We start from the raw sequence: 26,626 nt of genomic DNA, 5'->3' as shown, positions 1-26,626 counted from the left end.
CCACGCTGCTGCTGGCGCTGCCGTCGTTGACCTGGAAGCTGACGGTGCGGGTGGCGGTATTGGGGGTGATCGCCGTGTCGGTGTAGGTCACCGCTCGCAACGCCGCCTGCCACTGCGCCAACGTGGCGGTGCCGCCGCTGGACGTCAGCGTCAACACCCCGGTGCCGGCGTGGTAGCTGGCGGCGATGTTGCCGTAGGTGCTGCTGTTGGTGTTGCTGAATGCCAGCACGTCTTCGCCGCTGTGGAAGTTGCCGGTGATGGACACGGTGGCACTGACCAGCGTGGGGCTGGCGCTGTCGGTAACGGAGAGACCGTTGTCTATCGCCACCGGGATAGACGTGGTGTTGTCACCGGCGGTAAAGGCCGCGCTGCCGCCACTGGTAGTCACCACCGGCACCACTGCGACGATGACGGTGGAGGTCAATGCCAAGCTGGTCGTGTCCACCCCGCCATTGCTGGTGCCGCCGTTGTCCTGCACACCAGTCAGCGCCACCACCCGGTTGCCGGCGGTGGGGCTGCCGCTACTGTCTTGATAGGTGATGCCGTTGATCACGCTGTCCGCGGTGCTGCCAGAGATGCCACTGCTGCTGATGGACACTGTGGCAGTGCCGCCGGAGAGTGCAACGGTAACGCTCAGGCCGTTGCCGCTGGTGGTGACCGAGTTGCCGTTGGTCAGTGCCACATTGCTGCCGTCTATGGACAGAATTTCATTGCTGCCGTCTTGCAGGCCAGACACGGTCAGCATCAGCAGAATCACGCTCTGACTGCTCTCCAGCGTGCCGATATTGGCTCCGCTGAACACCTGGACCGCTGCGCCGCCCATCGCGAAGGTGGGGTTGGAGGCCGTGGCGCTACCGGTGGGCGCGTCGTTCACCGCCGCCACCGCCACCGTCACATTGCCGGAACCGGTGCCGCCGCGACCGTCGTTGACGCTGACGTTGATGGTGCGGGTGGCAGTGTCGGGATCATTGCTGGTGTTGTTGTAAGTCAGTGCCGCCAGCAACGTGGCCACCCGCGACGGGGTGGCGTTGCTGTTGAAGGTCACGATCAGATCGTGGCCGCCGACGCCGTCACCGTTGCTGGCGATCACGCCTATGCTCACCCCGCCCACCGTCACCACGCTGCCGACGCTGGTGCCGCTGGACAAGGACACCGTGCCGCTGGTGTCGACGCCCAGCACATCCTGGCCGCTCTGGCCGTTGGCGGAAATGTGCACGGTCAGGTTGCCGCTGTTGAAGTTGGGAGTATCGCTGTCCGTTACCGTGACCACGGTGCCCACGTCCAGTTTCACCGCGCCGCCTTTCTCGGTGAAGGTGGGGTTGTCTCCGTTCAGGTTGCCGAGCACCGGCACGGAATCCGCCGCCACCGTCACCGTCTTGGTCACCGCGCTGCTGTTGATCGCGCCGTCATTGATAGCGAAGCTGATAGTGCGAGAACTGGTGTTGGGCAACAGCGAACTGTCGGAATAGGTCACCGCGCGCAAGGCCGCCTGCCATTGCGCCAGGGTGGCCGTCGCGCCGCTGGAAGTCAGCGTCAGCACCCCGGTGCCGCTGTTGTAGCTGGCCGTGATGTTGCCCATGGTGCTGCCATTGTTGGTGAAGGCCAGCACGTCCTCGCCACTGTGGAAGTTGCCGGTGATGGACACCGTGGCGCTGGCCTGAGTGCTGCTGTCTAAATCGGACAGCGTGATGCCGCTATCCACCACCACCGCGGTGCCGGTGCCGCTGCTGTAGGCGCTGGAGCCACCGCTGGCGGTCAGGGTGGGCGCGAAGCCGAAATTGATGGCATTGATGGCGCCGATACCTATCATGCCAGTTACATTATTGCCGCTAGTCGCCAGCACCCGGAAGGAGTCGATGCCCTGGAAGGCACTGTTACCGGACACATTGAAAGTCACCAGCGTGCCGCTGCCTTGCAGCGCATCACCCACATTCAGCGTCAGCGTCGCGCCGCTCACCGCGGTGCCGTTGATATAGCCGACCAGTTGCAGATTGCCGCCGGTGATGCCCGAATTGTAGCCGTTCAGCACCACGCCGATGGAATTCAAAGTGAAGCGGCTGCTGTCGTTGGACTTGACGCTGAAATAGGAGATCGGGATATTGCCGTCGCTGTAGCCGTCCACCGTTTCCGTGGTCACCGAGCCGGGCTTCTCGATAAGGATCAACTGACCACCGTTATTGGTGGCGCCCAGTTGCAGTGTGAAGTCCCAGCCTTGGACATTGCCGGCGTTCACCACGCTGCCTGAGGGGTTATAGCTGTAGCCATCCAATGGAGTGAAATCGGTGGTGCCGGTCACAGGCCGCGCTAGCAACGCGTCAAAGCCGAAACTCAGGGCGTCCACATCGATCTGGCCACTGCTGCGCTCCAGCACCCAGTCGCCTCCTAAGCGTGCCGCGCCGGTGGCGTCGGTGGACGCTGCCACATCGGCTTGGCTCAGACTGGCCAGCTTGCCGATCAGTGCCTGTCCCTCGGCACCAGCAGCAATGCTGCAACCATACAGCAAGATGTCACCATCGCTCGCCAGGCTCTGGCCGATCGCCGTCAGCTGGCTGCTGTAACGATCCAGGTTGGCCGCATCCAGCACCAACTCCCCCAGCTGTAGCGTTCCTGCGACACCATGCGACAGAAGATGGATGGCCGTGATGCCACTGCGCCCCGCCAGATAATCCGCCATCTGCTGCAGAGCATTGCTGCCCGCCGCGAGCTGCACTACCTCGCTACCAGCTGGGTAGGCTGTCAGTGCCGGGGACAGGGCGGACAACTCCGCCGCCACAAATACCACCTGCACCGGTGGTGCCGCCGGCTCGGCGTCGGCACCCGGCGACAAGCTGTCCGGCAAATGCCCAGTACCATCTGCACTATGGTCAGGTATCGGGGGCGGCGCTTCTGCCAGCTGGGTTTCTGCCAGGCTGCTCACTACCGCCGCGTCAAACATCACACGCGGTTCAAGTGCCAACAGAGAAGACATCAGTGGTGACACGGTTGCTGTTTTGCAGCGGTCAAGCTGGGGCATGCGGCAACTCCTTACTTGGATGAGCACTGCCACTCGCGCAGAAAAGCAATCGCAGCGGCCAACGCGCCTGTAGACCGTGCAACACCCGGTGCCGATCCAAACACCACCCGGGGCAACATTACACGTTCATTTAAAGCTTTTTTGCATACTAGCACCTCATTGTCATTGCAAAAAAAATTATGTCTTTTAAATAATATTGAGCAAAGTTTTATGAAAATTTATCAAATAGGCATTGCCATGCATTTCCTATAAAAAAGCACGAAAACAATAAACCAAAATCCATAAAAAGCCACCTCTCCACTAAATGACCGGTATCCCGCAACCGGAAGAACAGGGGGTTCTTTATCGATCCCCGGTGGACCGCGGCGGAAAAGCAGTGGTTGCCAAGCGGCGACGCCAGGTGCATCGAGCACTTCCCGCGATCAGCGTCACGGAAGGAAACCGCCGGCCAGTTTTGCCCGTGCGGCGCGGCCGTCTTGCCGAGCGGGAGCCGCCGTGCTTGACGGTGGCCCCCATAGCAAAAGGCTCCCCGCAGGGAGCCTTTTGCTGCCATGGCCAACGTTGGCAACAGGTGTCTTACAGCACCGCCAGTGCCGCGTCGTAGTCCGGCTCGCTGCCGATCTCGGCCACCAGCTCGCTGTGCAGCACGGTGTCGTTCTCGTCCAGCACCACCACCGCGCGCGCGGTGAGGCCGGCCAGCGGGCCGGAGGCCAGCTTCACGCCGTAGGCTTCGGCAAACTCGGCGTGGCGGAAGGTGGACAGGTTGGCAACGCCTTCGATGCCTTCGGCGCCGCAGAAGCGCTTCTGCGCGAACGGCAGGTCGGCGGAGATGCACAGCACCGCCACGCCGTCGCGGCCGGCGGCCTTCTCGTTGAACTTGCGCACCGAGGTGGCGCAGGTCGGGGTGTCGATGGACGGGAAGATGTTGAGGATCTTCTTCTTGCCGGCGAAGGCGGCCAGGCCGACATCGGCCAGATCGCCATTGGTCAGGCTGAACGCCGGAGCCTTGTCGCCTTTGACCGGCAGGGCGCCGGCCACGTCTACAGCATTGCCACGCAGGGTAACGGTTGCCATCGGATGCTTCCTTTTCAAAAGAAGGGTGGGTGATCAGCTGAGTGTGGGGCATGTGCCGCAGAATTCAACCCTGCTGGCAACAAGGTTGGCCGCAAGCCGCGCCTGTTTTACGCGTCAACTGTCCTGCTCGTGTTCCGGCAGCGACAGTCCCAGCTCGTCCAGCACCTCGCGCGCGGCGCGGAAGGCCTCCACCGCCGCCGGCGCACCGGCGTACACCGCGCAGTGCAGCAGGGTTTCGCGGAGTTCCACCAGACTGGCGCCGTTGTTGATCGCGCCGCGGATGTGGCCTTTCAGCTCCTGGCTGCGTCCCAGCGCCGCCAGCATCGCGCAGGTCAAGAGGCTGCGCGTTTTCAGCTCCAGCCCGTCGCGCTGCCAGGTGCTGCCCCAGGCGTGCTCGTTGAGCCAGTCCTGCAGCGGGCGGTTGAAGCCGTCGAGACCGCTCATCGCGCGGCTGGCGAAGGCCTCGCCCATCACCTGCGTGCGCCGTGCCAGCCCGGCCTGTTTGTCCTGTTCGCTCATGCTGCTCTCCTTGCGTGGGGTTTCAGGTGTGACTACGCGTCGCCAGCGTGACGCCGGCCAGGATCAGCGTGATGCCGGCCAGGTGGTACAGCTGCAGCGCCTCGCCGAGGAACAGCATGGACAGCAGCGCACCGAACATCGGCATCAGGTGGATGAACATGCCGGCCCGCGCCGCGCCGACGCGCGTCACCCCGAGATTGTAGAAATAGTAGGCCGCCACCGACGGCAGGGTGCCGACGTAGGCGAAGGTGGCCAGCGTGGCGGCGTTCAGCGGCGTGTGGCGGCCGCCGGCCAGCTCCCAGGCGAACAGCGGCGCGATGCCGGCGAGGCCGATCGCCACCTGCAGCGTCAAGAGGCCGATGCGGTCCAGCGCCGGCGGCAGGCCGCGCAGCAGCAGCGTGTACAGCGCCCACGCCACCATCGCCAGGAACACCACCGCGTCGCCGCGGTTGATGTCGAGTGCGGCCAACCTTTGCCAGTCGCCGTGCGCCACCACCAGCAGCACGCCGGCAAAGGAGATCGCCACCGCCAGCGCCTGGCGACGGGCGATGGCCACGCCGAAGAACAGCGCGCCGAAGAGCACGATCAGGATGGGGATGAAGGAATTGAGCAGCACGCCGTTGGTGGCGGCGGTGTACTGCAGGCCCCAGTACACCAGCGAATTGAAACCGGTCACGCCCAGCAGTCCCAGAAGCAGCAAGCGGCGCCAGTGCGGCAGCCACAGCGCACGCTGGCGCCACGCCGGCGCAGCGCCGAACGGCAGCAGCAGGCACAGCGCGATGCTCCAGCGCGCAAAGGAGAGCGTCATCGGCGCCACGCTGGCGTGCATCGCGCGCGCCAGCACGAAGTTGCCGGACCAGAACAGCGCGGTCAGCGCCAGCAGCAGATAGGCCAGCCGCGGCGAGGGGAATGGTTTCGTCATGGCCCGCTACCTTGCCACGTTGGCCGCAAGCCTGGCAAGGCGCGCCACGGCAACAGACTGTTCATGAAAAAAAGCCGGAGCGTTGCCCCGGCCAGTCCCCTTCCCCAGGAGTACTTCTGCAATCGTCAGGCGCGCTGCACCTGCAGCTGGCGCACGGCAAAGCGTTGTGGTGTCAGCGAACCCAGCAGCATGCCCAGCGCGCTGAGCAGCAGGCCGGCCAGCTGCGGCGGCCAGAACGCGTCGTCGCTGTAGCTCAGTTCCAGCGGAATCCAGCTGCCGACGCCGAGCAGGATCGCCAGCAGCGCGCCCTGCGTGGTCGCCCGTTTCCAGAACAGGCCGGCGGCCAGCGGTACCACCGCCGACACCAGCGTCACCTTGTAGGCATTGCCCACCATCTCGTAGATGGAGGCATCGGAATACAGCGCGAACAACGTGGTGCCGAACGCGCACACCAGGATGGCGGCACGGGTGGCGAGCAGGAACTCGCGGTCGCTCATCTTCGGGCGGAACTGCTTGAAGATGTTCTCGACGAAGATCACCGACGGCGCCAGCAGGGTGCCGGACGCGGTGGACATGATCGCCGACAGCAGCGCGCCGAAGAACATCACCTGCGCGAACAGCGGCGTTTCCTCCAGGATCATGCGCGGCAGGATCATCTGCGCGTCCTCGGCCAGCCAGTGCTGCACCAGTTCCGGCTTGATCATCGACGCGGCGTAGATCAGGAAGATCGGCAGCATGCAGAACACCAGGTAGAACACGCCGCCGACCAGGGTGGCGCGCACCGCGATCTTCTCGCTCTTGGCCGACATCACGCGCTGGAACACGTCCTGCTGCGGGATGGAGCCCAGCATCATGGTCACCGCCGCGCCGATGAAGGCGACGATGTCGCGCGGTTCGGTGCTGGTGATGAAGGTGAACTTGCCGTCGCTGGCCGCCTTGGCGATCACCTTGTCGGCGCCGCCGGCCATGCCGCTGAACAGCACCACCAGGTAGATCAGGCCGCCGGCGATGATGGTCATCTGGAAGAAGTCGGTCAGCGCCACCGACCACATGCCGCCGAACAGGGTGTACACCAGCACGATGGCGGAGCCGATCAGCATGCCCTGCGTGGTGCTGATGCTGCCGTCGGACAGCACGTTGAACACCACCCCCAGCGCGGTCAGCTGCGCCGCGATCCAGCCCAGGTAGGACAGCATGATGGCGATACTGGTGATCACCTCCACCGTCGAGCCGTAGCGCTGGCGGAAGAAATCGCCCATGGTCAGCAGGTTGAGGCGGTACAGCGGGCGGGCGAAGAAGATGCCGACCAGCATCAGGCAGCCGAAGGAGCCGAACGGGTCCTCGACGATGCCGGCAAAGCCTTCCTCGATGAAGGTGGACGGAATGCCCAGCACCGCCTCGGAACCGAACCAGGTGGCAAACACCATCGCCGCCACGATGTGGAACGGCATGCTGCGGCCGCCGGCGGCGAAATCCTTCGCGTTGTGCACGCGGGTTGAGGCATAGAGGCCGATACCGACAGTAACGGCCAGATACAGAACGACGAACCAGACGAGCATTGCTTCCGTCTCCTTAATCCTTGGTAGTGTTGTCAGAATGATGATCCCGCCTGCGCAGCGCGTGCGACACAGGCCCGGACCTCACCTTTGTTGTGCGGGCATTATAGCCAGCGCACCCCGTGAATGAGCAATTTTTTAAACACTTCGGCACAACAAAAAACAAAACCCCGACACCGTCACGGCGTCGGGGTTTTGTGCTGCACCGCAAGAAACCACCGGAAAAATCCAGCGATTTCATCGAGTTATAGTTAGATAACGCTACGTAAAAACAGGCGTATCGCCAGCGCCATGCAAGGCACTGGCTGTGGCCTATTGTGCCTCAATCATGCGCTTTACTGTCGTCAATTATGTTAAACAATGACAAGGTCAAATCGCGAGCCTGCTTAATGTCGCCTGCGTCGCCGTCACGCTGAAACGCTGCGTCCGGCTATCGAGCAGCACCTCGCCGCAGGCCAGCTGCGGATCGTGGGTGAAGAACAGGCGGCCGCCGGCGGCGGCCAGGCTTTGCAGCAGCGCGCGCTTCTCGTCGATCAGCAGCTCCGGGAAGCGGTCGTAGCCCATGGTGATCGGCACGTGCACCCACGCCGCGCCGGGGATCAGGTCGGCGGCAAACAGCAGTGGCCCGCCCGGCATCGGGATTTCTGCCAGCAGCATGCCAGGGGTGTGGCCGTTGGAGATGTGGAAGCGCCAGTCCGGCGGCAGGCAGGCCGGCGTCGCCTCGTCGACCAGCACCAGCCGGCCGCTGGCCTCCAACAGCGCGATCAGCTCCGGCACGAACGAGGCCTTGTCGCGCGGATGCGGATTCAGCGCCCGCTGCCATGCCTCGCGCCCGACCACGAACTGCGCATTGGGAAACAGCAGCCGCGCCGGGCCGCCGTCCCACGCCGCCAGCAGGCCGCCGGCGTGGTCGAAGTGCAGGTGCGACAGCACCACCACGTCGATGTCGGCATCGCTCAGCCCCTGCGCCGCCAGCGCGTCCAGCAGCACGTGCTCCGCCTCCAGCACGCCGTAGCGCTCGCGCAGCTTCGGCTCGAAAAAGGCACCGATACCGGTTTCCAGCAGGATGCGGCGACCGTCGCCCTCCTCCACCAGCAGGCAGCGGCAGGCCAGCGGCACGCGGTTGGCCGCATCCGGCGTCAGCCAGCCGGCCCACACCGCGCGCGGCGCGTTGCCGAACATCGCGCCACCGTCGAGTTGTTGAGAATTGCCGAGCAGGGAAGTCAGTGTGCGCATCGCGGCAGGCTCCTGAGATGAAGGGTCGGTGGCAAAACCGCATTATCGAGCAAGTGCTTGGTTTTGTCATGCCGGCAGCCATTCCCCGGCGACGCGGGCGATGGCATAGAATCGGCTGTCTACCACCCGCCGCTCCACCGCCACCATGCGCAAAATCGTGATCGCCCCGGATTCATTCAAGGAAAGCCTGTCCGCGCGCGAAGTCGCCACCATCATCGCCCGCGGCCTGGCGTCACAGCTGCCGCACACCGAGCTGCTGCGGCTGCCGGTCGCCGATGGCGGCGAGGGCACGCTGGACGCGCTGCTGGACGCCACGGCAGGCCAGCGCATCCGCCAGCGCGTCACCGGCCCGCAGGGTACGCCCTTGTTCGCCAACTGGGGCCTGCTCGGCGACGGCCGCGGCGCCGTCATCGAGATGGCCAGCGCCAGCGGGCTGGAGCACGTGCCGCGCTTTGAGCGCAATCCGCTCACCAGCACCAGCTACGGCACCGGCGAGCTGATCCGCAGCGCGCTGGACCACGGCGCGCGCCACATCATCCTGGCGCTGGGCGGCTCCGCCACCAACGACGGCGGCGCCGGCATGCTCGCCGCGCTCGGCGTGCGCTGGCTGGATGCCTGCGGCCAACCCTTGCCGCCCGGCGGCGCCGCGCTGGCGCAGCTGGCACACATCGACAGCAGCGCGCTGGACCCGCGGCTGGCCGAGTGCCGCTTCGACATCGCCTGCGACGTCGACAATCCGCTGACCGGCGTCCACGGCGCCTCCACCGTCTTCGGCCCGCAAAAAGGCGCCGATGCCTCGATGGTGGCGCAGCTGGAGCAGGCGCTGGCGCACTACGGCCACCAGCTGGAGCAGCACTGCGGCCAGGTCATCGCCACGGTGCCCGGCGCCGGCGCCGCCGGCGGCATGGGCGCGGCGGCGCTGGCCTTCCTGCCCTGCCAGTTGCGCCGCGGCATCGACATCGTGCTCGACAGCGTCGGGCTGGACGCGGCGCTGACCGGCGCCGACCTGGTCATCACCGGCGAAGGCCGCCTCGACGGCCAGACCGTGTTCGGCAAGACCCCGATCGGCGTCGCGCGCCGCGCCAAGCGGCACGGCCTGCCGGTGATCGCCATCGGCGGCAGCCTCGGCGACGGTGTCGAGGCGGTGCACCAGCACGGCATCGACGCGGTGTTCGCCTGCGTGCAGCAGATCACCACCCTCGACGACGCGCTAGAACACGCCGCGGCCAACCTGGAACGCTGCGCGCGCAACGTCGGCGCGCTGCTGGCGCTGCGAAAGGCGCCGCGCCGCTAGCGGAAACCGGCGGCCGGACACAACAAAACAGCCCGCCAATGGCGGGCTGTTTTGCGTGATGCAAAGCGGTCAAGCTTACTTGATCAGCTTTTCCACCTTGTCGGCACGGTCGCCCGGGGCCGGGTGGCTGGCCAGCACGCTGCCTTCGTTGCCGAACAGCGCGGCCAGCTTGCGCAGCGCCGCCGGCGCGCCCTGCAGGTTGTAGTTGTGGCGCTTCAGGAAATCCACCGAGTAGGCGTCGGCGTCGCTTTCCTGCGATTGCGAGAACTGCGCGTGCACGATCTGCTCGGCGAAATCGCCCAGCTCCGACTCCGACAGCGAGGCGGCGATGTTGTTGCCGCTGCCGGCCGCCGCCTTGCGCGCCGCGGACGCGGCGTAGGCGACCTGGATCGCCTTCTTGGTGTGACCCAGCTTGACGTGGCCGATCTCGTGGCCGATCACGTAGCGCACCTCGTCGTCAGTCATCTTGTCCAGCAGGCCGCTGTACACGCGCACGGTGCCGTCGGCCATCGCGAAGGCGTTCACTTCCTTGCTCTGGTACACCTTGAAGTTCAGCTGCAGGCCGTCTTCATTGCCCAGACCTTTCACGATCTTGGCCAGGCGCTTGCCGTAGGCGCTGCCGGCCGCGGCCACCTTGTTCTGCTTGTCCATCGACTTGCTGGCCTCGGCGGCCATCGCCTTCACCTCGCCGTCGCTGAGGGTGGCGGACTTCACCAGGTCGGTACCGGCGCTGAGCACGGTATTGAGGTTGAACGCCTGCGCCGGAGCGGCCAGGCAAGCCGCGAGGGCGGCAACGAGAGCGAGCTGTTTCATGGATGGAATCACGCTTAGGGTTGGCAAAGCGCAGCATTCTATTGGAATAAATTACCAATGTCCATGGCATTAAAACGGCGCACCCCGCGCGGCCAGACCGGACCGGCCGCCAGGCCGCGCGACGACCGGCTCAAGGTTGGCCGCAAAAAACCTCGGTCACCGGTACCGGGGTGCTCGACATCAGCTTTCCGCCTCCAGCCTTCTGCGCGTCTGCAGGATCGCCGGCGCCCACTGCTCGCCGGGGCGTTTCTTGCGCGTGGCCAGGGTCAGGCCGGAGGGCGCGAAGATGTTGATGTTGTGGGTGTTGGGCGTGGTGATCAGGTACTGCGCCTCGGTGGCCTTGAGGAAACCGGCGACGCGGTCGATGTTGAAGATGTCCAGGTGCGCGAACGGCTCGTCGATGAACACGAAGCCGGACGGGTTGGCCTCGTCCATCATCAGGCCGATCAAGAGGATCAGCGACTTCATCACCTGCTGGCCGCCGGAGGCCTCGCCGTCGTTCATGCCCATCATGCCCTTCTGGTCGAAGTTGAACTTCAGCGTCAGGCCGGCCTGCGCCAGCGCGGTGTCGTCGTTGGACAAGAGCGGCAGCTCGACCTCGACGCCGATGCCGGCCAGCTCGCCCAGGCGCTTGATGTTGCTGCCGTAGGCGCGCACCGTGGCGCGCAGCTTGCCAAGGTAAGCCTCGCGCGCGTCGCTGGTGAGGCCGGCGGCGCGTTCCACCTCCGCCTGGCGGCGCTGGCATTCGCGCGCCAGCGTGTTCAGGTCTTCCTGCAGCTTGTCCTTCAGCTGCAGCACCGCCTCGTCGCACTCCCAGTCGCCGGCGGCGAGTTTCTCTTCCAGATAGTGGATCTCGTGGCGCACGTCGGCGGCGGTTTCGAATTCCTCGGTCAGCTGCGCGACGTAGGCGGCGTCCTGCGCCGCGGCCGGCAGGTGGCTGCGGCTGTCGCGCAGCTCGGCCAGCAGGCGACGCAGGGTGCGGCGCGCCTGCTGGGCTTCCAGCCGGCGCGCGGCCTGCCGGTTCAGGCTGTCCTGCTCGCGCTGGCAGACGCGGTCGTGCGCCAGCCGCGCGTCGCTGTGCCGGCTTTCGGCGTCGCGACAGGCGCTGTCGGCGTCGGCCAGTGCCGCGCCGTGCGCGGCGACGCTGGCCTCCAGCGTGGCCAGCTGCGCCTCCAGCGCGGCGAATTCGTCGGCGCGGCTGGCCAGCTGGGCGATGGAATCCATGCCCGACAGGTAGTCGGCCAGCGCGGCGATGTCGCGGGTGGCGGCCACCAGCTGCTCCTCGCCGGCGATGATGCGCTGGTTCAGCGTCGTCAGCGTGGCGCGCAGGTCCAGCAGCCGCGACTGGCGCGCCGCCTCGCCGAAGGCGAAGTCGCGCTGCGGCACGCCGATGTGGCGCGCGCCGCGCCGTTCGCGGAAATAGCCTTCCGGCGTGATCCAGTCGCCGTCTTCCTTCGCACCGGCGGCCACGTCGGCGACGCGGCTGACGCGGTTCATCTGCTGGTACAGCCATTCCGGCGCCGGTTCGGCAAAGCGCACCACCTCCAAGAGGCTGCCGCCACGCGCACGCGGCGCGGCCGCGGTATCCGGCACCACGAAGTGGCGGTAGCGTAATTTCTCGCCCAGCTGCCAGGCGGCGCGGCGGTCGGCGGGGTCGGCCAGCAGCACCACGTGGCGGTAGGGCTTGAGCAGCGCCTCGACCGCCCCCTGCCACGCGGCATCGGTCACCTCGACGATGTCGCACAGCATGCTGTGCTCGATGCCGGCCTCGTCCAGCGCGGCGCGGAAGTGGCGCACCTCGTCCGGCGCGCGCGGCTTGCCGCTTTCCAGCGCCGCCAGTTCGGCGCTGTGCTCGTCGCGCTCGCGCCGGGCAGCGCGCAGGCTGTCGCGCAGGCTGTCGGCGTCGTGGCGCAGTGCGGCCAACCTTTGCGTCAGCGTGGCGGCGTCGTCGCCGTACTGCTGGCCGGCCAGCGCCTGCAGCCGGTCGCGTTCCTTGAGCCGGCTTTGCACGTCGCGCAGCGCGTCGCGGGCGTGCATGAAGGCCTGCTGCGCGTGGTGGCGCTCGCCGTCGGCCTGGGCACGGGCGGCCTGCGCCTCGCTCTCGGCGCGACGCAGGGTGGCCATCAGTTGCAGCGTGGCGCGGTGATCGGCGCTGACGTTCAGGTAGTCGTGTTGCAAGCGGCGGTAGTCCTGCCACTGCCGGGTGATGGCGCTGCGGCCGTCGATCAGGCCCAGCACCGGCAGCGCCTCGTCGCGCAGGCGGTTGACGCGTTTTTGCAGGCCGGTCCATTCCAGATAGCGGTTGGCGCGCGTCTTCATCGCCTCGACACGCACCTCCAGCGCCTCCTGCTGCTGCGACAGCGCGTTCAGCTCGGCCTCGGCGGCGCGCTGCTCGTCACGCGCATGCTGGTAGTTGTCGAGCACGTCCTTGTCGCCGAACACCTGGAACACCAGGTCCAGCAGCTGCTTCGGCGTGTATTCGGTGAGCTTGTCGGTGTCGCCCTGCTCCAGCGCCAGCACCTCGCCGACGGCGGCGGTGAGGCCGGCCGCTTCCAGGCGGCGACGGTATTCCTGCACCCCCAGCCACGCCAGCGCCGGATCGGCCACCGCGCTGTCCAGCGCCACGTCGCCCTCGGCGATGGCGTAGTGGCGCACCCAGTCGCCGCCCTGCTTCTTGATGCGGCACAGCAGGGTGACCTCCTCGCTCAACAGCGGGAAGAACGGCGTCGGGTACAGCCCGCCGTTCAGGCGGCGCGGGTTGGCGACCACGCCCTTGAGAAAGGCGAACGGCTCGCGGTTGTTGCGCACGTAGCGCTTGTAGTCGCGCTTGCCGGAGCACTTGATCGCCAGCAGCGTGCGCAGCGCGTCCAGCAGCGTGGTCTTGCCGGAGCCGTTGGGGCCGATGATGGTGACGATCTGCGCGTCCAGCGGCACGGTCAGCCGCTGCCAGAAGTCCCAGTGCACCATTTCTACCGATTTCATCTGGAACATCAGGCGTTCTCCACTTGGCTGTTGTCGGTTTCTACGGCCGGCGCGCTCGCGGCGGCCTCCTGCAGCAGGGCCTGGCGGCGGCCGAGCACGTCGGCCAGCGCGCCTTCGATGATGCGCGGCGCAAGCGCGGCGTAGTCGATCATCAGGTCCAGCATCGGGCCTTCTTCCAGCCACTTGTTGCGGCGGTTGAGGAAACCGAGGTTGACCAGGCGGCCAAGGTTGGCCGCAAAGCGGGTGCGGCCGCCGAGCTGCTTGCCGAAGTCGGCGTACAGCGCGTCCTCGGAGATGCCGACCGACACCGTGCCGCCGGTTTCCAGCGGCTTCTGTGCGCCGAACATGTCGTGCTGGCCTTCGCGGCCGGCCTCGACGCGGCTGATCTGGCGTTCGCGCTTGGGCAGGATGATCAGCGCCCACACGATCACCAACAGCGCCACGCCGTCGCGCGGCAGGCCCAGGTTGTTGTTCAGCCACGCTTCGCCGGAGCCGAATACCGGCTCGGTCATCGCCGGCAGCAGCGCCACCGCGATGTGCTCGGCGTAGGGGTTTTCCACCAGCCGCAGGCCGACCGCGGCCAACCTTTGGTCCAGCTCGGCGCGGAAGGCGTCGTCCAGCAGCGCGCGGCGCGCCAGCGCGTCGCTGCGCGGAATCACGCGGTGCGCCAGCAGGCGCGACACCAGTACGGTGAGGGATTGTTCCATCATGATGTTGAGTCTCGGGATGTCGGGGTCACGGTCAGCTGCGCGTCGGACAGGCTGGCCACCTCGGGGTGGTCCAGCGCCAGCACGGCATCGCCGCCCTTGAGCGCCAGCGGCAGCTTGGCCAGCGCGGCAATCACGCTGCGGTCGCTGCGGCTTTCCGGGTCGCCCAAGAGCGACAGCAGCGACAGACGGTAGGCGGTTTCGTTGTAGCTGGCGGCCAGTACCGCGTCGGCGATCGGCACGCCGTCCGCAGGCGCCAGCTGCAGCGCCGCCAGCGTGTCGTACAGCGCCTCGGCCTCCAGCAGGCGTTCGGCCTCGACCGCGTCGGCGGTCTCGGCGCTGGCCGCCGCCGGCAGCGCGTGATCGTGCTCGCGCGCGCGCTCGCGGCCGAGCAGCTCGTACTCGGCGACGTCGGCCAGCTCCGGCGTGGTCAGGAACGCCGGCTCGACGTTGGCCGCGATCACGCCGTCGGCCAGCCCCGCCAGCCGGGCCAGGCCCTGGTGGCGCAGCCAGTCGGCGATGTCGGTCGAGGTCAGCCCGGAGCTGCCCAGATGCACGCGCTGCGCCGCCAGCTGCGCCAAGCGGCGCTCGAAGGTGCCGGCCAGCGCCAGCATGCGGCTCTGCGCCAGCGCGATCGCCTGCGCCTGAGCGAGCGTGGTCAGGCTCAGCCGCTCGTCGCAGGTCAGGCCACGCACCACGTCGGTGGATTTCGCCACCCAGCGCCACACCGACTCCAGCCGGTGCTGCGCGGCGCGGATGCGGAATTCGGACTGCGATTCCAGCGCATCGGCAAACTCGGCGTGCAGCTCGTTCAGGCGCGCCAGCAGGTGCTGCAGCGCCTCGTCCGACACCTGCCCCACCGCCTGCCCCGCCGCCACCTGGCTGGCGAGATAGCCCAGCTCGACGTCGTCGCCGGCAAAGTCGATCAGCGTCGCCAGCGCCGACAGCGCCACCCGCGCCGCCTCGGACAGCGCGTAGTGGCCGCCGTCGCTGTCGTAAACCAGCAACTCGCCCTCGCGCAGGCGGCCGAGAATGGTGTTCAGCTTGGTGTCGTTGAGATAGGCGAAGCGCTGCGCGATGTCCTGCGGCGTCCAGTACGGCGCCTCGGCGCGGCTGCCCAGCTCGCGCAGCACCAGGAGGCGCATCAGCACTTCCTCGTCACCACCACGAAACAGGGTGACGAACACCTCCAGATACGGCCACGCCGCCGACAGCCGGTTCAGCGCCGGCAACGCGTCCGGGCTGAGCCCGGGGCGGAAAAAATCGGAAAGGGAATCCAAGGCAAGCATCCAGCGGCGTTAAACAGCCGTGGATTGTCGGAGCGGACAGGCCGTGCCGTCAATGGCGGCGGGGAGCCGGCTGGCTTAGTGCAACGCCACCCGACGCGCCTTGCGGCCAACCTTGTCGCGGTAAGAAGTCTGGATTTTGAGCCACGGAAATACACAGAAAAACACAGAAACATGGAAAAAAGCTGCTTTGGCCACGAAAAGGTTGGCCGCAAGCCATTTTCGGCGCCAGACAGCACCACACCAACGCGCCCGATCCCGTTGGCGCAAGCCGTGCAAACTGTCTCCGGCCCGGAAACAAGCCGCCCCCTTTTTAGCGCAGCGGATGGGCGGCGCCGGGATGGCGGCAGTTTGCACGGGAATTCTTGCGCCGTCGGGAGAGCGGGGATTGAAAAGGGGGATGCGGTATCCCCCTTTCCTGCCGCCGCGCGGCAAGCGGCAGATAAAAGCATCCGCGCTGCGGATACCGCGGACAAAAACAAGGTTGGCCGCAAACCTGTTACGGCTTGCGGCCAACCTTTCCCATCTCACCTTGCGGCCAACCCTGGCCGCAGCACCTTACTCGGCGCTATCCGCATCCGCAGCCGGCGCATCATCCGCCGCCAGCGTCTGGATCACCGCCACCGGTGCGGCACCGGCCGCGGCGGCGCGGGCCAGCTTGGCGGCGCGCTCGGCTTCTTCCGCTTCCAGGCGTGCCTTCTTCTCGGCGGCGCGCAGCACGTCGAGGTACTCCTTGATCGCGAACACCAGCTCGCGGGTGCCTTCGCCGGTCAGGCCGGAGATCACGAAGTGGCGTGGCGCGGTCATGTCGAAGCCGAAGCGGTCGTCAGCCTGCGTCTTCGGCCAGCCGTAGGCTTCGAGGAAGGCGGACACGGTCAGCTCGCGCTCTTCTTCCGGCAGCATGTCGACCTTGTTCAGCACCAGCCAGCGCGGCTTGTTGTACAGCGCTTCGTCGTACTTGCGCAGCTCCTCGACGATGGCGCGTGCCTCGCGCACCGGATCGACGTCCGGATCGAACGGCGCGATGTCGACCAGGTGCAGCAGGATGCCGGTACGCGACAGGTGCTTGAGGAAGCGGTGGCCGAGGCCGGCGCCCTCCGCCGCGCCTTCGATCAGGCCGGGAATGTCGGCGATGACGAAGCTGGAGGTGTCGTCCATGCGCACCACGCCCAGGTTCGGGTGCAGGGTGGTGAACGGATAGTCGGCCACTTTCGGCTTGGCGGCGGACACCGCGCGGATGAAGGTGGACTTGCCGGCATTGGGCATGCCCAGGAGGCCGACGTCGGCCAGCACCTTCAGCTCCAGGCGCAGGTTGTAGATCTCGCCCTCTTCACCGCGGGTGAACTGGCGCGGCGCGCGGTTGAGCGAGCTCTTGAAGTGGATGTTGCCGAGGCCGCCCTTGCCGCCCTTGGCCAGCACCAGTTCCTGGCCGTGGAAGGTCAGGTCGGCGATCAGCTGGCCGGTGTGCTCGTCGTAGATCTGGGTGCCGACCGGCAGGCGCAGGCGGATGTCGTCGCCACCCTTGCCGTAGCAGTCGGCGCCGCGGCCGTTCTCGCCGTTGTCGGCGAGGTATTTCTTCACGAAGCGGTATTCGACCAGGGTGTTGATGTTTTCATCGGCCACCGCGATCACGTCGCCGCCACGGCCGCCGTCGCCGCCGTCCGGGCCGCCGCGTGGTACGAATTTTTCACGGCGGAAGCTGCAGCAACCGTTGCCGCCCTTGCCGGAGCGCACTTCAATGCGGGCTTCGTCGATAAATTTCATGAAACTCTCCTAAATGCTTGCGAGGAGTCAGGCGCAAACGGCCGCCGGCTGCCCAAGGTTGGCCGCAGCCCCTTGCGCCTCACACCTCGTGTGGCCAATACGATAATCGAACAAACAAAAAAGCCCTATCGTGCGATAGGGCTTTTTCCGGTGGCTACAGAATTACTCTGCGTCAACACCAGTGTACGGAACAACGCTAACGGTCTTGCGCTGGGCAGCGCCTTTAACCGCGAAGTTCACGTAGCCGTCAACCTTGGCGAACAGGGTGTGATCCTTGCCCATGCCAACGTTTTCACCAGCGTGGAAACGGGTGCCACGCTGACGGATGATGATGGAACCAGCCGGGATCAGCTCGCCGCCGTAGGCTTTGGTGCCCAGACGTTTGGCTTCGGAATCACGACCGTTGCGGGAACTACCGCCTGCTTTTTTGTGTGCCATGTCTATTTATCCCTTACTTGGAAATCGCGTCGATGCGGATTTCGGTGTAGTTCTGACGATGACCCTGATGCTTCTGGTAGTGCTTACGGCGACGCATCTTGAAGATACGTACCTTCTCGCCACGACCATGAGCAACCACGGTTGCCTTGACAGTTGCGCCGGCTACCAGAGGGGCGCCTACGGAAACTTGCTCACCGTCAGCAATCATCAGCACTTCTTCAAGTACGATCTGGCTGTCGACGTCTGCAGGTATCTGTTCTACTTTAAGTTTTTCGCCAACGGAAACTTTGTACTGTTTACCGCCAGTTTTTACGACCGCATACATTCGTATAGCTCCTAAGATTCTTTCTTGCGCGCAGTGTGCGCGAAGAACGCGAAAATATACGCAAGTGCCTGATAGATGTCAATATTTTTGTCGACACTGCGTGGCAAACGTGTTTGCCGTGGCAACACAGCGGCCTTGTCTGCTAATATCGCGCGGTTTTCCCGACCATTTGAACCGGTAGCAATGTCCTCCACTCCGCTGTTTCGCACGCTGACCGCCGACGATATGCAAGCTGTCGACCAGGTCATCCGCACGCGCCTGCATTCCGACGTCGTCCTGATCCGCCAGGTAGCGGAATACATCATTTCTGCCGGTGGCAAGCGCCTGCGCCCGGTGCTGACGCTGATGGCCGGCCGTGCCATGGGTTACGGCGAGCCGTACCTGCACGAGCTGGCGGCGATGGTGGAGTTCATCCACACCGCGACCCTGCTGCACGACGACGTGGTCGACGAATCCGACATGCGCCGCGGCCGCCAGACCGCCAACGCGATGTTCGGCAATGCCGCCAGCGTGCTGGTCGGCGACTTCCTGTACACCCGCGCCTTCCAGATGATGGTCGCCAGCAACAATATGCGCATCCTGGAAGTGATGGCCGGCGCCACCAACATCATCGCCGAGGGCGAGGTGCTGCAGCTGCTGAACATCGGCGACACCAGCCTCACCGAAGCACAGTACCTGCTGGTGATCCAGTACAAGACCGCCAAGCTGTTCGAGGCAGCCACCCGCGTCGGCGCCATCATGGCCGGCGCCAGCGCCGAGCAGGAACAGGCACTGGCCGACTACGGCATGCACCTGGGCACCGCGTTCCAGATCATCGACGACGTGCTGGACTACAGCGGCGACGCCGGCACCATCGGCAAGAGCGTCGGCGACGACCTGGCCGAGGGCAAGGTCACCCTGCCGCTGATCTACACCATGCGCCAGGGCAGCGAGCAGGCCGCCACCACCGTGCGCGAGGCGCTGGAAGCCGCCAGCCGCGAGCGTTTCGGCGAAGTGATGGCTGCGGTACAATCCTGCGGCGCGCTGGACTACGCGCGCGGCGAGGCGGAAAAAGCCGCCGAACGCGCCATCGCGGTACTGGCCCCGCTGCCGGACAGCGACTACAAGACCGCGCTGGCCGAGCTGGCGCGACTGTCGGTACGCCGCGACGCCTGACCCCGTTTTACGTCTCCGTAGTTAAATGGATATAACAGCCCCCTCCTAAGGGGCAGTTACAGGTTCGATTCCTGTCGGGGATACCATCTCACCACCAACGCTACCGTCACCGGTAGCGTTTTGCTTATTACGGAAGCTTTCCCATGAACCTGCTGCAACGCCTCGGCCTGCTGATCGTCATCGGCATCATCCTGGCCACCGCCATCAACCACTTCACCCGCCCGCAGGCACCAAGCGACGCCGGCCACAGCGCCAGCCAGCCGCAGTAAGCCGGCGATGCAGGCCCGCACCACCCTCGCCCACCTGCCGACCGCGTTCGGCCCCTGGCCAGAGCACCCGCTGTACGACAGCATCGCGCGCTGGCGCGACGCCGCCGCGTGCCAAGGTTGGCCGCAACAGGCCGACTTTGACCGCCTGATCGAACACGCGCGCGCCTGCGGCCAACCCTTGCCGCCGCGGCAGCGCTTCCTGCGCGATGCCGACCCCGAGCTGTACTACGAGATGCACATCGGCAGCACCGGCGAGGTGCCGACGCGCGGCGACAACTGGCACGACTGGTTCAACGCGCTGTGCTGGCTGAGCTGGCCGCGCAGCAAGCTGGCGATGAACGCGCGCCAGGTGGCCGCCATCAACGGCGACGAGTTCCGTCGCGGCCCGCGTCGCGACGCCGGCACGCTGCTGGACGAGAGCGGCGTGATCGTGCCGTACTGCGACCCGGCGCTGGCGCAAGCCTTGCACGACATGCAGTGGCGGACCCTGTTTGTCGAGCAGCGCGCGGCGTGGGGCACCCGCATCGGCGCCCACGTCATCGGCCACGCGCTACTGGAACAGGGGCTGGCGATGCACATCGGCTGGTGCGGCAAGGCCTTGCTGCTGCCGGTGGAAGAGGCGTTCTTCCGGCTGGATGGCGCGGCACAGGTGGACACGCTGGACCGGATGCTGGCGGCACGGCTGGCGGGCGACGACGGCTTTGCCGCCAGCCCGCGCGAACTGCTGCCGCTGCCGCTGCTGGGCATCCCCGGCTGGTGGGACGCCAACCGCGACGCGGCGTTCTACGACGATACCGCCTATTTCCGCCCGACGCGGCGCGCGAAATCGGCCACGGTGATCGCCTCCAGCTCGCCCATCATCGGCTGAAACACCTCGGCCAGCGCGGCGGCGATGTCGTCGTCGCACTCGCGCAGTTCCGGCCGGTACACGAACAGGCGGAACAGGTCGGCCAGCGCGATCGCCTCCGCGCGCCGGGTCAGCACCCAGGTCTCGCGCTGGCCGCACTGCACGTAGCCGGCGGCGGCGAGGCGGTCCAGCACGTGGCCCAGCTCGTCGTAGCCGACCAGCACCTGCTGTCGCAGCGCCTCCGGCCGCAGCGCGCGGCCTTCGCCCTGCGCCTGGTCCAGCAGCACCAGCAGCTCCACCGCGTCGAGGAAACGGCGCCGCGACTCGTTGCGCCGCTGCCAGGCGCGCCCCTCCCAGTACGACAGCGACGCGGTCAGCACCGCGCCGGTCAGCACCACCAGCCACAGGCAGAACAGCCACAACAGCAGCACCGGCAGGCTGGCGAAGGCGCCGTACACCAGCTGGTAGCTGGCGATCTCGCCGATGTAGAAGCCGAAGATCAGCTTGGTCACCTCCAGCATCAGCGCGGTGCACAGCGCGCCGAGCAGCGCGTGGCGGCGCGGCACGTAGCGGTTGGGCACGATGCGGAACAGCAGCGCCAGCATCAGCGTCGCCAGCAGCAGGCCGCCGCCGAACTGCAGCGCCTCGTCCAGCAGCGCGGAGTAGCGCTCGATGTGGGTGTACTTGAACAGCACGCGCCAGCCGAGCAGGCCGCCGCCCAGCGCCAGCGGCCCCAGCGTCAGCACCGTCCAGTACACCATGCTCTGCTGCAGCCACGGCCGCGAGCGGCGCACGCCCCAGATGCTGTTGAAGGTGCGCTCCACCGTGGCCATCAGCATCAGCGAGGTGGCGCCCAGCATCACGATGCCGGCGGCGGTGAGCTTTTCGGCGTTGTCGGCGAACTGGCGCATGTAGACGGTAATCACCTTGCCGGCGAATTCCGGCACCAGCGTGGACAGCAGCATCACCTTGAAGCGGGTGCTGTAGTCGCCGAACACCGGGAACGCCGACATCACCGTCAGCGCGATGGTCAGCAGCGGCACCAGCGCCAGCAGGGTGGTAAAGGTCAGGCTGCCGGCCACCTGCAGCACGCGCTGCTGCGCCAGCCGCGCGGCGACGAAACGGGCAAAACCGACAAGAGGGAGAGAGGCAAACGACACGATCATCCGATCAAACACGCTAGAATCCAGCAATTCGCCAATGTTAACCCATAGGAATCTTCATGCACGACATTCTGGTCTTGTACTACAGCCAGCACGGCGCCACCCGCGAGCTGGCCCGCATGATCGCCCGCGGCATCGACAGCGTCGACGGCTGCCGCGCGCGGCTGCGCACCGTGCCCAAGGTCTCCACCGTGTGCGAGGCCACCGCGCCGGCGGTGCCGGACAGCGGCGCGCCCTATGTCGAGAAACAGGACCTGCAGGACTGCGCCGGCCTGGCGCTGGGCAGCCCGACGCGCTTCGGCAACATGGCGGCGGCGATGAAGTACTTCCTCGACGGCACCGCGCCGGAATGGATGCAGGGCACGCTCGCCGGCAAGCCGGCCTGCGTGTTCACCAGCAGCAGCACCCAGCACGGCGGCCAGGAGTCGACGCTGCTGTCGATGATGATCCCGCTGCTGCACCACGGCATGCTGCTGCTGGGCCTGCCCTTCACCGAGCCGGCGCTGAGCCACACCCGCACGGGCGGCACGCCCTACGGCGCCAGCCATGTCGCCGGCCACGACAACAGCGTGACGCTGAGCGAGGACGAGAAGCAGCTCGCCATCGCCCAGGGCCGCCGCCTGGCCGAGGCCGCGCGCAAGCTGGCCGCCTGAGCGCAGGTCAAGGTTGGCCGCAAGCGTTGCGGCCAACCTTGGGCGACCCACACCTTTCTCCACGACTCCTTCCCCTGCCGCCTTTCCCGGCAAGCCGCACCCGTAACGGAACCGCGCGCCCCCGCCTCCGGTCAAACCGACGCGCAATCGCCGGCAAGCCCGCCGGCCGCGCCCACAACAAATGGCCGCGCCCCGCCCGCCGCATGGCGTCCGGGGTCAACGCGTGCCTGACATTTTCTACACACAAGGAGTCATCAACACCATGGAACAGGCCCTCCCCTCGATCGGATCGCCTTTCTTTTACGCCGTCTTTTTCGTGGCCGTACTGCTCATGATCGCCGTCGACATGCTGGCGCTGAAGCAGGGCGGCGCCCACAAGGTGTCGATCAAGGAAGCCGGCATCTGGTCGGCGATCTGGGTCGGCGTCGCCTGCAGCTTCGGCGGCTGGCTGTGGTGGTATCTGGCCAATGATCCGGCCTACGGTCCCGCCGTCGCCAACCAGAAAACCCTGGAATACTTCACCGGCTACGTGATCGAAAAATCGCTGGCGGTGGACAACATCTTCGTGTTCCTGCTGATCTTCGGCTTCTTCAAGGTGCCGGTGGAGTACCAGCGCCGCGTGCTGCTGTACGGCGTGTTCGGCGCCATCGTGCTGCGCACGGTGATGGTGTTCCTGGGCGCGGCGCTGGTAAAGGAATTCAGCTGGATCCTGTACGTGTTCGGCGCCTTCCTGCTGTTTACCGGCCTGAAGATGATGCTGCCGGAAAAGGAGGAAAAGGAAGACCTGACCAATAACGCGCTGCTGCGCTTCCTGCGCCGCCACATCCGCATCACCGACGACTACCACGGCGAAGCCTTCTTCGTGGTGAAGAACGGCCTGCGCTACGCCACGCCGATGTTCCTGGTGCTGATGATGGTGGAGCTGTCCGACGTGGTGTTCGCGGTGGACAGCATCCCGGCCATCTTCGCGGTGACCATGGACCCGTTCATCGTGCTGACCTCCAACATCTTCGCCATCCTCGGCCTGCGCGCGATGTTCTTCCTGCTGGCCGACGTCGCCGACCGCTTCCACCTGCTGCGTTACGGCCTCGCCATCGTGCTGTCCTTCATCGGCGTGAAGCTGCTGATACTGGAGTTCCTGCATATCCCGGTGGTGGTGTCGCTGGCGGTGGTGTTCGTGGTCATCATCGGCTCGGTGATCGCCTCGCTGCTGTTCCCGAAAAAAGCCGCCTGACCCGGCGCGGACTGCGGCCAACCTTGCACCACAAGGTTGGCCGCAGGCTTTTCCCGCCACCACCGCCCATTCCCCGTCCGCGGCAGGCCGGCTCTCGCGTATGATTTACTGCGGCAAAGCGAACATTGTTCGCAAAAATGATGCCGACATCCTACAAAGGATGTGAACACCGCCCGAACCCGTGACCCCTTGCCCGCGCCAGAGCCCGACATGCACACGCCCCGATTGCCCGACAACGAGCACGACCGCCTGGCCGCCCTGCTGCGCCTGGGCGTGCTGGACACGCCGCCCGCCGCCGAGCTGGACCGCCTCACCCGGCTGGCGCAGCGCGTGTTCCGGGTCAAGACCGCGCTGGTGACCCTGGTCGACGCCCGCCGGCAGTGGTTCAAGTCGCGCGCCGGGCTGGAGGTCAGCGAGACCGCGCGCGACATCTCCTTCTGCGGCCACGCCATCCTGCAACAACAGCCGCTGCTGGTCGCCGATGCCCGCCTTGATCCGCGCTTTGCCGACAACCCGCTGGTGACGGCGGCCCCGCACATCGTGTTCTACGCCGGGCAGCCGATCTTCTCCAGCGCGGGCCACGCGCTGGGCACGCTGTGCCTGATCGACGACCAGCCGCGGCAGCTCGACGACAGCGAGCGACAGACGCTGCAGGACCTGGCCTGCATGGTGGAGCAGTATCTGTGGGGACTGGAAGCGGCGCAGGACTTGCAGCAGCTGCAAACCGAACTGGGGCAGCGCGTGCAGCAGCGCACGCAGCAACTGGAGAGCACGCTGGCGCAGCTGCAGCAGGAAATCGCGCAACGCAGCACCTACGAGAGCGCGCTGCTGGCGGAGAAGGAACACTTCCACGCCACGCTGGAAAACACCACCGACGCCTTCATCGAGATCGACGAGCAGGGGCTGGTGCTCGGCTGGAACCGCGCCGCGGAAACCACCTTCGGCTGGACGCGGGAAGAAGCCGCCGGCCGGCCGCTGGCCGAGCTGATCATCCCGCCGCCGATGCGCGCCGCCCACCACGCCGGCCTGTGCCGCTTCGTGCGCACCGGCCAGCCGCGGATGCTGGGACAGCGCGTCGAGGTCAGCGCCTGCCGCAAGGACGGCAGCACCTTTCCGATCGAGCTGACGCTGAGCGCGATCCACAGCCAGGGACGGATACTGATCAACGCCTTCCTGCACGACATCTCGCAACGCAAGGCCGACGAGGCCGAGATCCTCGACAGCCGCGCCCGCATCAAGATGATCACCGACAATGTGCCGGCCATCATCGCCTACATCGATACCGGGCTGCGCTACCGCTTTGTCAACCTCGGCTACGAGAAATGGTTCGGCTGGAAGGCGGAGGCCATCACCGGCACCCTGGTGTCCGAGGTCGTCAGCAGCGAGGTGTACGCGGTGGCACAGCCGCACTTCGACAAGGTGCTGCGCGGCGAGCAGAGCGAATACGAGGTGCAGATGCCCAGCCTGCACGGCAAGATCTGGGTGCACATCACCCTGATCCCGCACTACAACCCGCAGCGGCAACAGCAGGGCTTCTACGTGCTGGGCGTGGACATCACCGAACGCAAGCAGCTGCAGGACCAGCTGCAATTCGAGGCCTACCACGACTCGCTGACCGGCCTGCCCAACCGCCGCGCGCTGATGCAGCACCTGCGCGAGGCGATGGCCCGCAGCCGCCGCAGCGGCAACAGCATGGCGCTGCTGTTTCTCGACCTCGACGGCTTCAAGGCGCTGAACGACCACCACGGCCACGACTTCGGCGACATGGCGCTGCAGCGCTTCGCCCGCGAACTACGCGGCGCGGTGCGCGAGACCGACAGCGCCGCCCGCCTGGCCGGCGACGAGTTCACCGTCATCCTGGAAAACCTGGTGCAGCCGCAGCAGGACAGCGCGCTGGTGGCCGGCAAGCTGCTGCAGCAGATCGCCACCATCCGCAGCATCGCAGGCGTGGCGGTCACCCTGTCCAGCAGCATCGGCATCGCCCTCTACGACGGCGGCCACGACAGCAGCGCCAATACCCTGCTCAACGCCGCCGACCAGGCGATGTACCAGGCCAAGCGCGCCGGCAAGAACGGCTTTGCCTTTCACGGCGACGGCACCGCATAGCCGCGGCGGCGAAAGCCGTCGCGCCTCTAGCCGCCACTTGCGCTTCTGCGCATAATCGCAGGCACCACACGATCCGGCCCGACCACCGATGCAGCCAGCATCCGCCGGCCACGCCGGATCCAGCACCGCCGGAGCCGTTGTCATGCTGCACTACCTGCCAGATTCCCTCTACGTTCGCAATCGCCTGACCCAGAGCGGCGATCTGGAGTTCTGGCTCACGCCAACAGAAAAACAGCCTCTCCAGCAAATCGCGCGCAGTCACTTCCACGACCCGCAACCGGCGTGCCCGCCATCGCACGAACAGGACCCGTTCCTGGCGCTGCCGTGGGCCTATGCCAAGCTGGCGTGGCTGACCACCCGCCTGCTCGACCACGACGACAGCGAGCAACAACTGCGCACGCTGGCCGGCAGCCTGCGCCGGCTGGCCAATCACGCTCCGGCAGCCACGCTGGCCGCCGGCCTGCTGCTGCCCTACCCCCACTACGCGCACGCCCACGCCGTGCACGTCGCGCTGCTGGTGGCGCGGCTGGCGCAGCGGCTGGCACTGGCCGAGGCCGAGAGCGAATCGCTGGTCTGCGCCGCGCTGACCATGAATATCGCGATGGTCACCCTGCAGCAGCAGCTCAGCCACCAGGCCGAGGCGCTGTCCTCGCTGCAGGCCAAGCAGCTGCGCCTGCACCCGCTGGCCAGCTCCGCGATGCTGCGTGAGGTCGGCATCGACGACGAGATCTGGCATCTGGCCGTGCTGGAACACCACGAGAAGTGGAACGGCAAGGGTTATCCCTTCGGCCTTGGCCGCGGCAAGATCAGCCCCGGCGCCCACCTGCTGCAGGTCGCCGATGTCGCCATGGCGCGGCTGCACCCCCGCCACTACCGCCGCTCGCAGCTGCCCAAGAGCGCGATGGTGCAGCTGTTCCAGCAACGCGACACCCTGGCCGACGCCAAGCTGGTCGACTGCCTGATCAAGGAGGTCGGCCTGTATCCGCCGGGCAGCTTCGTCAAGCTGGAGCAGGGCGACACCGCCATCGTGGTGCAGCACGGCGACGACATCACCACGCCGCTGACCGTCCGCATCGGCCGCGACGCCAGCATCGTGCCGACAGCCAGCCGCATCGCCAGCCCGGCGCAGATGACGGTCGAAGCGCGTCACCTGCCGGCGCTGGCCAGGCTGTGGCAGTGCCGGATCGACAGCCAGCAGGGCTGATGCTGGCCCATTGCCTTGCCGGGCGGCAACAGGCTGAAAAAGAGGGGGAGGACGGCAGGAGCACGC

Annotated in this window: 23 protein-coding genes and 1 tRNA gene; 9 read left to right on the top strand and 15 right to left on the bottom strand. The window is 66.5% G+C overall.

Annotated elements, in window-relative coordinates:
* The 6 genes from IE100_RS07270 to IE100_RS07245 form a co-directional block, all read right to left on the bottom strand.
* On the bottom strand, positions 1-2,839 hold a 2,839-nt coding region (locus tag IE100_RS07270; RefSeq protein WP_229800270.1), incomplete at its 3' end, for a DUF4347 domain-containing protein.
* 750 nt (positions 2,840-3,589) lie between these two features.
* Positions 3,590-4,087 (bottom strand): thiol peroxidase, encoded by a 498-nt coding sequence (gene tpx, locus IE100_RS07265; protein ID WP_189373418.1) that lies wholly within the window; start codon positions 4,085-4,087, stop codon positions 3,590-3,592.
* Positions 4,088-4,201: 114 nt separating this feature from the next.
* On the bottom strand, positions 4,202-4,606 hold the full coding sequence (locus IE100_RS07260) for a carboxymuconolactone decarboxylase family protein (protein ID WP_189373417.1): 405 nt from the start codon (positions 4,604-4,606) through the stop codon (positions 4,202-4,204).
* Positions 4,607-4,628: 22 nt separating this feature from the next.
* The gene (locus tag IE100_RS07255; protein ID WP_189373416.1) at positions 4,629-5,528 is read right to left on the bottom strand and encodes a DMT family transporter; all 900 of its coding nucleotides are present in this window, start codon (positions 5,526-5,528) and stop codon (positions 4,629-4,631) included.
* Between the two features lie 125 nt (positions 5,529-5,653).
* Positions 5,654-7,087, bottom strand: a complete 1,434-nt coding sequence (locus IE100_RS07250) for a high affinity choline transporter 1 (RefSeq protein WP_189373415.1) — start codon at positions 7,085-7,087, stop codon at positions 5,654-5,656.
* Between the two features lie 366 nt (positions 7,088-7,453).
* Positions 7,454-8,320 carry an MBL fold metallo-hydrolase gene (locus IE100_RS07245; protein ID WP_189373414.1) on the bottom strand — a complete coding sequence of 289 codons (867 nt, stop codon included), beginning with the start codon at positions 8,318-8,320 and terminating at the stop codon, positions 7,454-7,456.
* Positions 8,321-8,465: 145 nt separating this feature from the next.
* On the opposite strand from IE100_RS07245, the gene IE100_RS07240 reads away from it, so the two are divergent.
* Positions 8,466-9,614 carry a glycerate kinase gene (locus tag IE100_RS07240; RefSeq protein ID WP_189373413.1) on the top strand — a complete coding sequence of 383 codons (1,149 nt, stop codon included), beginning with the start codon at positions 8,466-8,468 and terminating at the stop codon, positions 9,612-9,614.
* Between the two features lie 75 nt (positions 9,615-9,689).
* On the opposite strand, the gene IE100_RS07235 is transcribed toward IE100_RS07240, so the two are convergent.
* The 8 genes from IE100_RS07235 to rplU form a co-directional block, all read right to left on the bottom strand.
* Positions 9,690-10,427, bottom strand: coding sequence for a M48 family metallopeptidase (locus IE100_RS07235; RefSeq protein WP_189373412.1), 738 nt, complete (start codon positions 10,425-10,427; stop codon positions 9,690-9,692).
* Positions 10,428-10,607: 180 nt separating this feature from the next.
* Positions 10,608-13,418: an AAA family ATPase gene (locus IE100_RS07230; protein ID WP_189373411.1), complete on the bottom strand. Its 2,811-nt coding sequence runs from the start codon at positions 13,416-13,418 to the stop codon at positions 10,608-10,610.
* Entirely contained in the window at positions 13,418-14,119 is a 702-nt protein-coding gene (locus IE100_RS07225; RefSeq protein ID WP_229800269.1) for a hypothetical protein, read from the bottom strand. The genes IE100_RS07230 and IE100_RS07225 overlap by 1 nt, the downstream gene beginning before the upstream one ends.
* Positions 14,116-15,405, bottom strand: coding sequence for a hypothetical protein (locus IE100_RS07220; RefSeq protein ID WP_189373410.1), 1,290 nt, complete (start codon positions 15,403-15,405; stop codon positions 14,116-14,118). Before IE100_RS07220 ends, IE100_RS07225 begins: the two co-directional genes overlap by 4 nt.
* 75 nt (positions 15,406-15,480) lie before the next feature.
* On the bottom strand, positions 15,481-15,918 hold the full coding sequence (locus tag IE100_RS07215; RefSeq protein ID WP_189373409.1) for a hypothetical protein: 438 nt from the start codon (positions 15,916-15,918) through the stop codon (positions 15,481-15,483).
* Positions 15,919-15,960: 42 nt separating this feature from the next.
* Positions 15,961-17,166 carry a GTPase ObgE gene (gene obgE / locus IE100_RS07210; protein WP_189373408.1) on the bottom strand — a complete coding sequence of 402 codons (1,206 nt, stop codon included), beginning with the start codon at positions 17,164-17,166 and terminating at the stop codon, positions 15,961-15,963.
* 162 nt (positions 17,167-17,328) lie between these two features.
* Positions 17,329-17,604, bottom strand: coding sequence for a 50S ribosomal protein L27 (gene rpmA / locus IE100_RS07205; RefSeq protein WP_047966597.1), 276 nt, complete (start codon positions 17,602-17,604; stop codon positions 17,329-17,331).
* Positions 17,605-17,617: 13 nt separating this feature from the next.
* Positions 17,618-17,929, bottom strand: coding sequence for a 50S ribosomal protein L21 (rplU, locus tag IE100_RS07200; RefSeq protein WP_189373407.1), 312 nt, complete (start codon positions 17,927-17,929; stop codon positions 17,618-17,620).
* A 183-nt stretch (positions 17,930-18,112) separates the two neighbouring features.
* Between rplU and ispB the strand changes: the two genes are divergently transcribed.
* The 4 genes from ispB (at position 18,113) to IE100_RS07185 (ending at position 20,221) form a co-directional block, all read left to right on the top strand.
* Complete coding sequence (ispB, locus tag IE100_RS07195) at positions 18,113-19,084, top strand: octaprenyl diphosphate synthase (protein ID WP_189373406.1); 972 nt, start codon at positions 18,113-18,115, stop codon at positions 19,082-19,084.
* An 11-nt stretch (positions 19,085-19,095) separates the two neighbouring features.
* Positions 19,096-19,170 (top strand) — tRNA-Arg (locus IE100_RS07190).
* A 57-nt stretch (positions 19,171-19,227) separates the two neighbouring features.
* Complete coding sequence (locus IE100_RS16505; RefSeq protein WP_268245115.1) at positions 19,228-19,353, top strand: hypothetical protein; 126 nt, start codon at positions 19,228-19,230, stop codon at positions 19,351-19,353.
* A 7-nt stretch (positions 19,354-19,360) separates the two neighbouring features.
* On the top strand, positions 19,361-20,221 hold the full coding sequence (locus IE100_RS07185) for a DUF3025 domain-containing protein (protein ID WP_189373405.1): 861 nt from the start codon (positions 19,361-19,363) through the stop codon (positions 20,219-20,221).
* On the opposite strand, the gene IE100_RS07180 is transcribed toward IE100_RS07185, so the two are convergent.
* The gene (locus tag IE100_RS07180) at positions 20,152-21,378 is read right to left on the bottom strand and encodes a YihY family inner membrane protein (protein WP_229800268.1); all 1,227 of its coding nucleotides are present in this window, start codon (positions 21,376-21,378) and stop codon (positions 20,152-20,154) included. The two genes, IE100_RS07185 and IE100_RS07180, sit on opposite strands and share 70 nt — an antisense overlap.
* 44 nt (positions 21,379-21,422) lie before the next feature.
* Here IE100_RS07180 and wrbA point away from each other — a divergent pair, with 44 nt between their 5' ends.
* From wrbA to IE100_RS07160, 4 genes are all read left to right on the top strand, one after another.
* Entirely contained in the window at positions 21,423-22,016 is a 594-nt protein-coding gene (gene wrbA, locus IE100_RS07175) for an NAD(P)H:quinone oxidoreductase (protein ID WP_189373404.1), read from the top strand.
* 262 nt (positions 22,017-22,278) lie between these two features.
* On the top strand, positions 22,279-23,250 hold the full coding sequence (locus IE100_RS07170; protein WP_189373403.1) for a TerC family protein: 972 nt from the start codon (positions 22,279-22,281) through the stop codon (positions 23,248-23,250).
* A gap of 210 nt (positions 23,251-23,460) precedes the next feature.
* Positions 23,461-25,356 (top strand): sensor domain-containing diguanylate cyclase, encoded by a 1,896-nt coding sequence (locus IE100_RS07165; RefSeq protein ID WP_189373402.1) that lies wholly within the window; start codon positions 23,461-23,463, stop codon positions 25,354-25,356.
* 142 nt (positions 25,357-25,498) lie between these two features.
* On the top strand, positions 25,499-26,560 hold the full coding sequence (locus IE100_RS07160; RefSeq protein ID WP_189373401.1) for an HD-GYP domain-containing protein: 1,062 nt from the start codon (positions 25,499-25,501) through the stop codon (positions 26,558-26,560).
* Positions 26,561-26,626: the final 66 nt, after the last annotated feature.

Source organism: Vogesella alkaliphila, assembly GCF_014652475.1.
GTDB classification, from domain to species: Bacteria; Pseudomonadota; Gammaproteobacteria; order Burkholderiales; family Chromobacteriaceae; genus Vogesella; species Vogesella alkaliphila.
This window is presented reverse-complemented; position numbering and strand designations above follow the sequence as displayed.

Coding starts and splice junctions, on each gene's coding strand:
- obgE (WP_189373408.1), bottom strand. CDS start 17,166: ATGAAATTTATCGACGAAGCCCGCATTGAAGTGCGCTCCGGCAAGGGC.
- IE100_RS07170 (WP_189373403.1), top strand. CDS start 22,279: ATGGAACAGGCCCTCCCCTCGATCGGATCGCCTTTCTTTTACGCCGTC.
- IE100_RS07225 (WP_229800269.1), bottom strand. CDS start 14,119: ATGATGGAACAATCCCTCACCGTACTGGTGTCGCGCCTGCTGGCGCAC.
- IE100_RS07250 (WP_189373415.1), bottom strand. CDS start 7,087: ATGCTCGTCTGGTTCGTCGTTCTGTATCTGGCCGTTACTGTCGGTATC.
- IE100_RS07185 (WP_189373405.1), top strand. CDS start 19,361: ATGCAGGCCCGCACCACCCTCGCCCACCTGCCGACCGCGTTCGGCCCC.
- IE100_RS07235 (WP_189373412.1), bottom strand. CDS start 10,427: ATGAAACAGCTCGCTCTCGTTGCCGCCCTCGCGGCTTGCCTGGCCGCT.
- IE100_RS07160 (WP_189373401.1), top strand. CDS start 25,499: ATGCTGCACTACCTGCCAGATTCCCTCTACGTTCGCAATCGCCTGACC.
- IE100_RS07260 (WP_189373417.1), bottom strand. CDS start 4,606: ATGAGCGAACAGGACAAACAGGCCGGGCTGGCACGGCGCACGCAGGTG.
- IE100_RS07220 (WP_189373410.1), bottom strand. CDS start 15,405: ATGCTTGCCTTGGATTCCCTTTCCGATTTTTTCCGCCCCGGGCTCAGC.
- IE100_RS07240 (WP_189373413.1), top strand. CDS start 8,466: ATGCGCAAAATCGTGATCGCCCCGGATTCATTCAAGGAAAGCCTGTCC.
- rpmA (WP_047966597.1), bottom strand. CDS start 17,604: ATGGCACACAAAAAAGCAGGCGGTAGTTCCCGCAACGGTCGTGATTCC.
- tpx (WP_189373418.1), bottom strand. CDS start 4,087: ATGGCAACCGTTACCCTGCGTGGCAATGCTGTAGACGTGGCCGGCGCC.
- IE100_RS07255 (WP_189373416.1), bottom strand. CDS start 5,528: ATGACGAAACCATTCCCCTCGCCGCGGCTGGCCTATCTGCTGCTGGCG.
- ispB (WP_189373406.1), top strand. CDS start 18,113: ATGTCCTCCACTCCGCTGTTTCGCACGCTGACCGCCGACGATATGCAA.
- IE100_RS07230 (WP_189373411.1), bottom strand. CDS start 13,418: ATGTTCCAGATGAAATCGGTAGAAATGGTGCACTGGGACTTCTGGCAG.
- IE100_RS16505 (WP_268245115.1), top strand. CDS start 19,228: ATGAACCTGCTGCAACGCCTCGGCCTGCTGATCGTCATCGGCATCATC.
- IE100_RS07245 (WP_189373414.1), bottom strand. CDS start 8,320: ATGCGCACACTGACTTCCCTGCTCGGCAATTCTCAACAACTCGACGGT.
- rplU (WP_189373407.1), bottom strand. CDS start 17,929: ATGTATGCGGTCGTAAAAACTGGCGGTAAACAGTACAAAGTTTCCGTT.
- wrbA (WP_189373404.1), top strand. CDS start 21,423: ATGCACGACATTCTGGTCTTGTACTACAGCCAGCACGGCGCCACCCGC.
- IE100_RS07165 (WP_189373402.1), top strand. CDS start 23,461: ATGCACACGCCCCGATTGCCCGACAACGAGCACGACCGCCTGGCCGCC.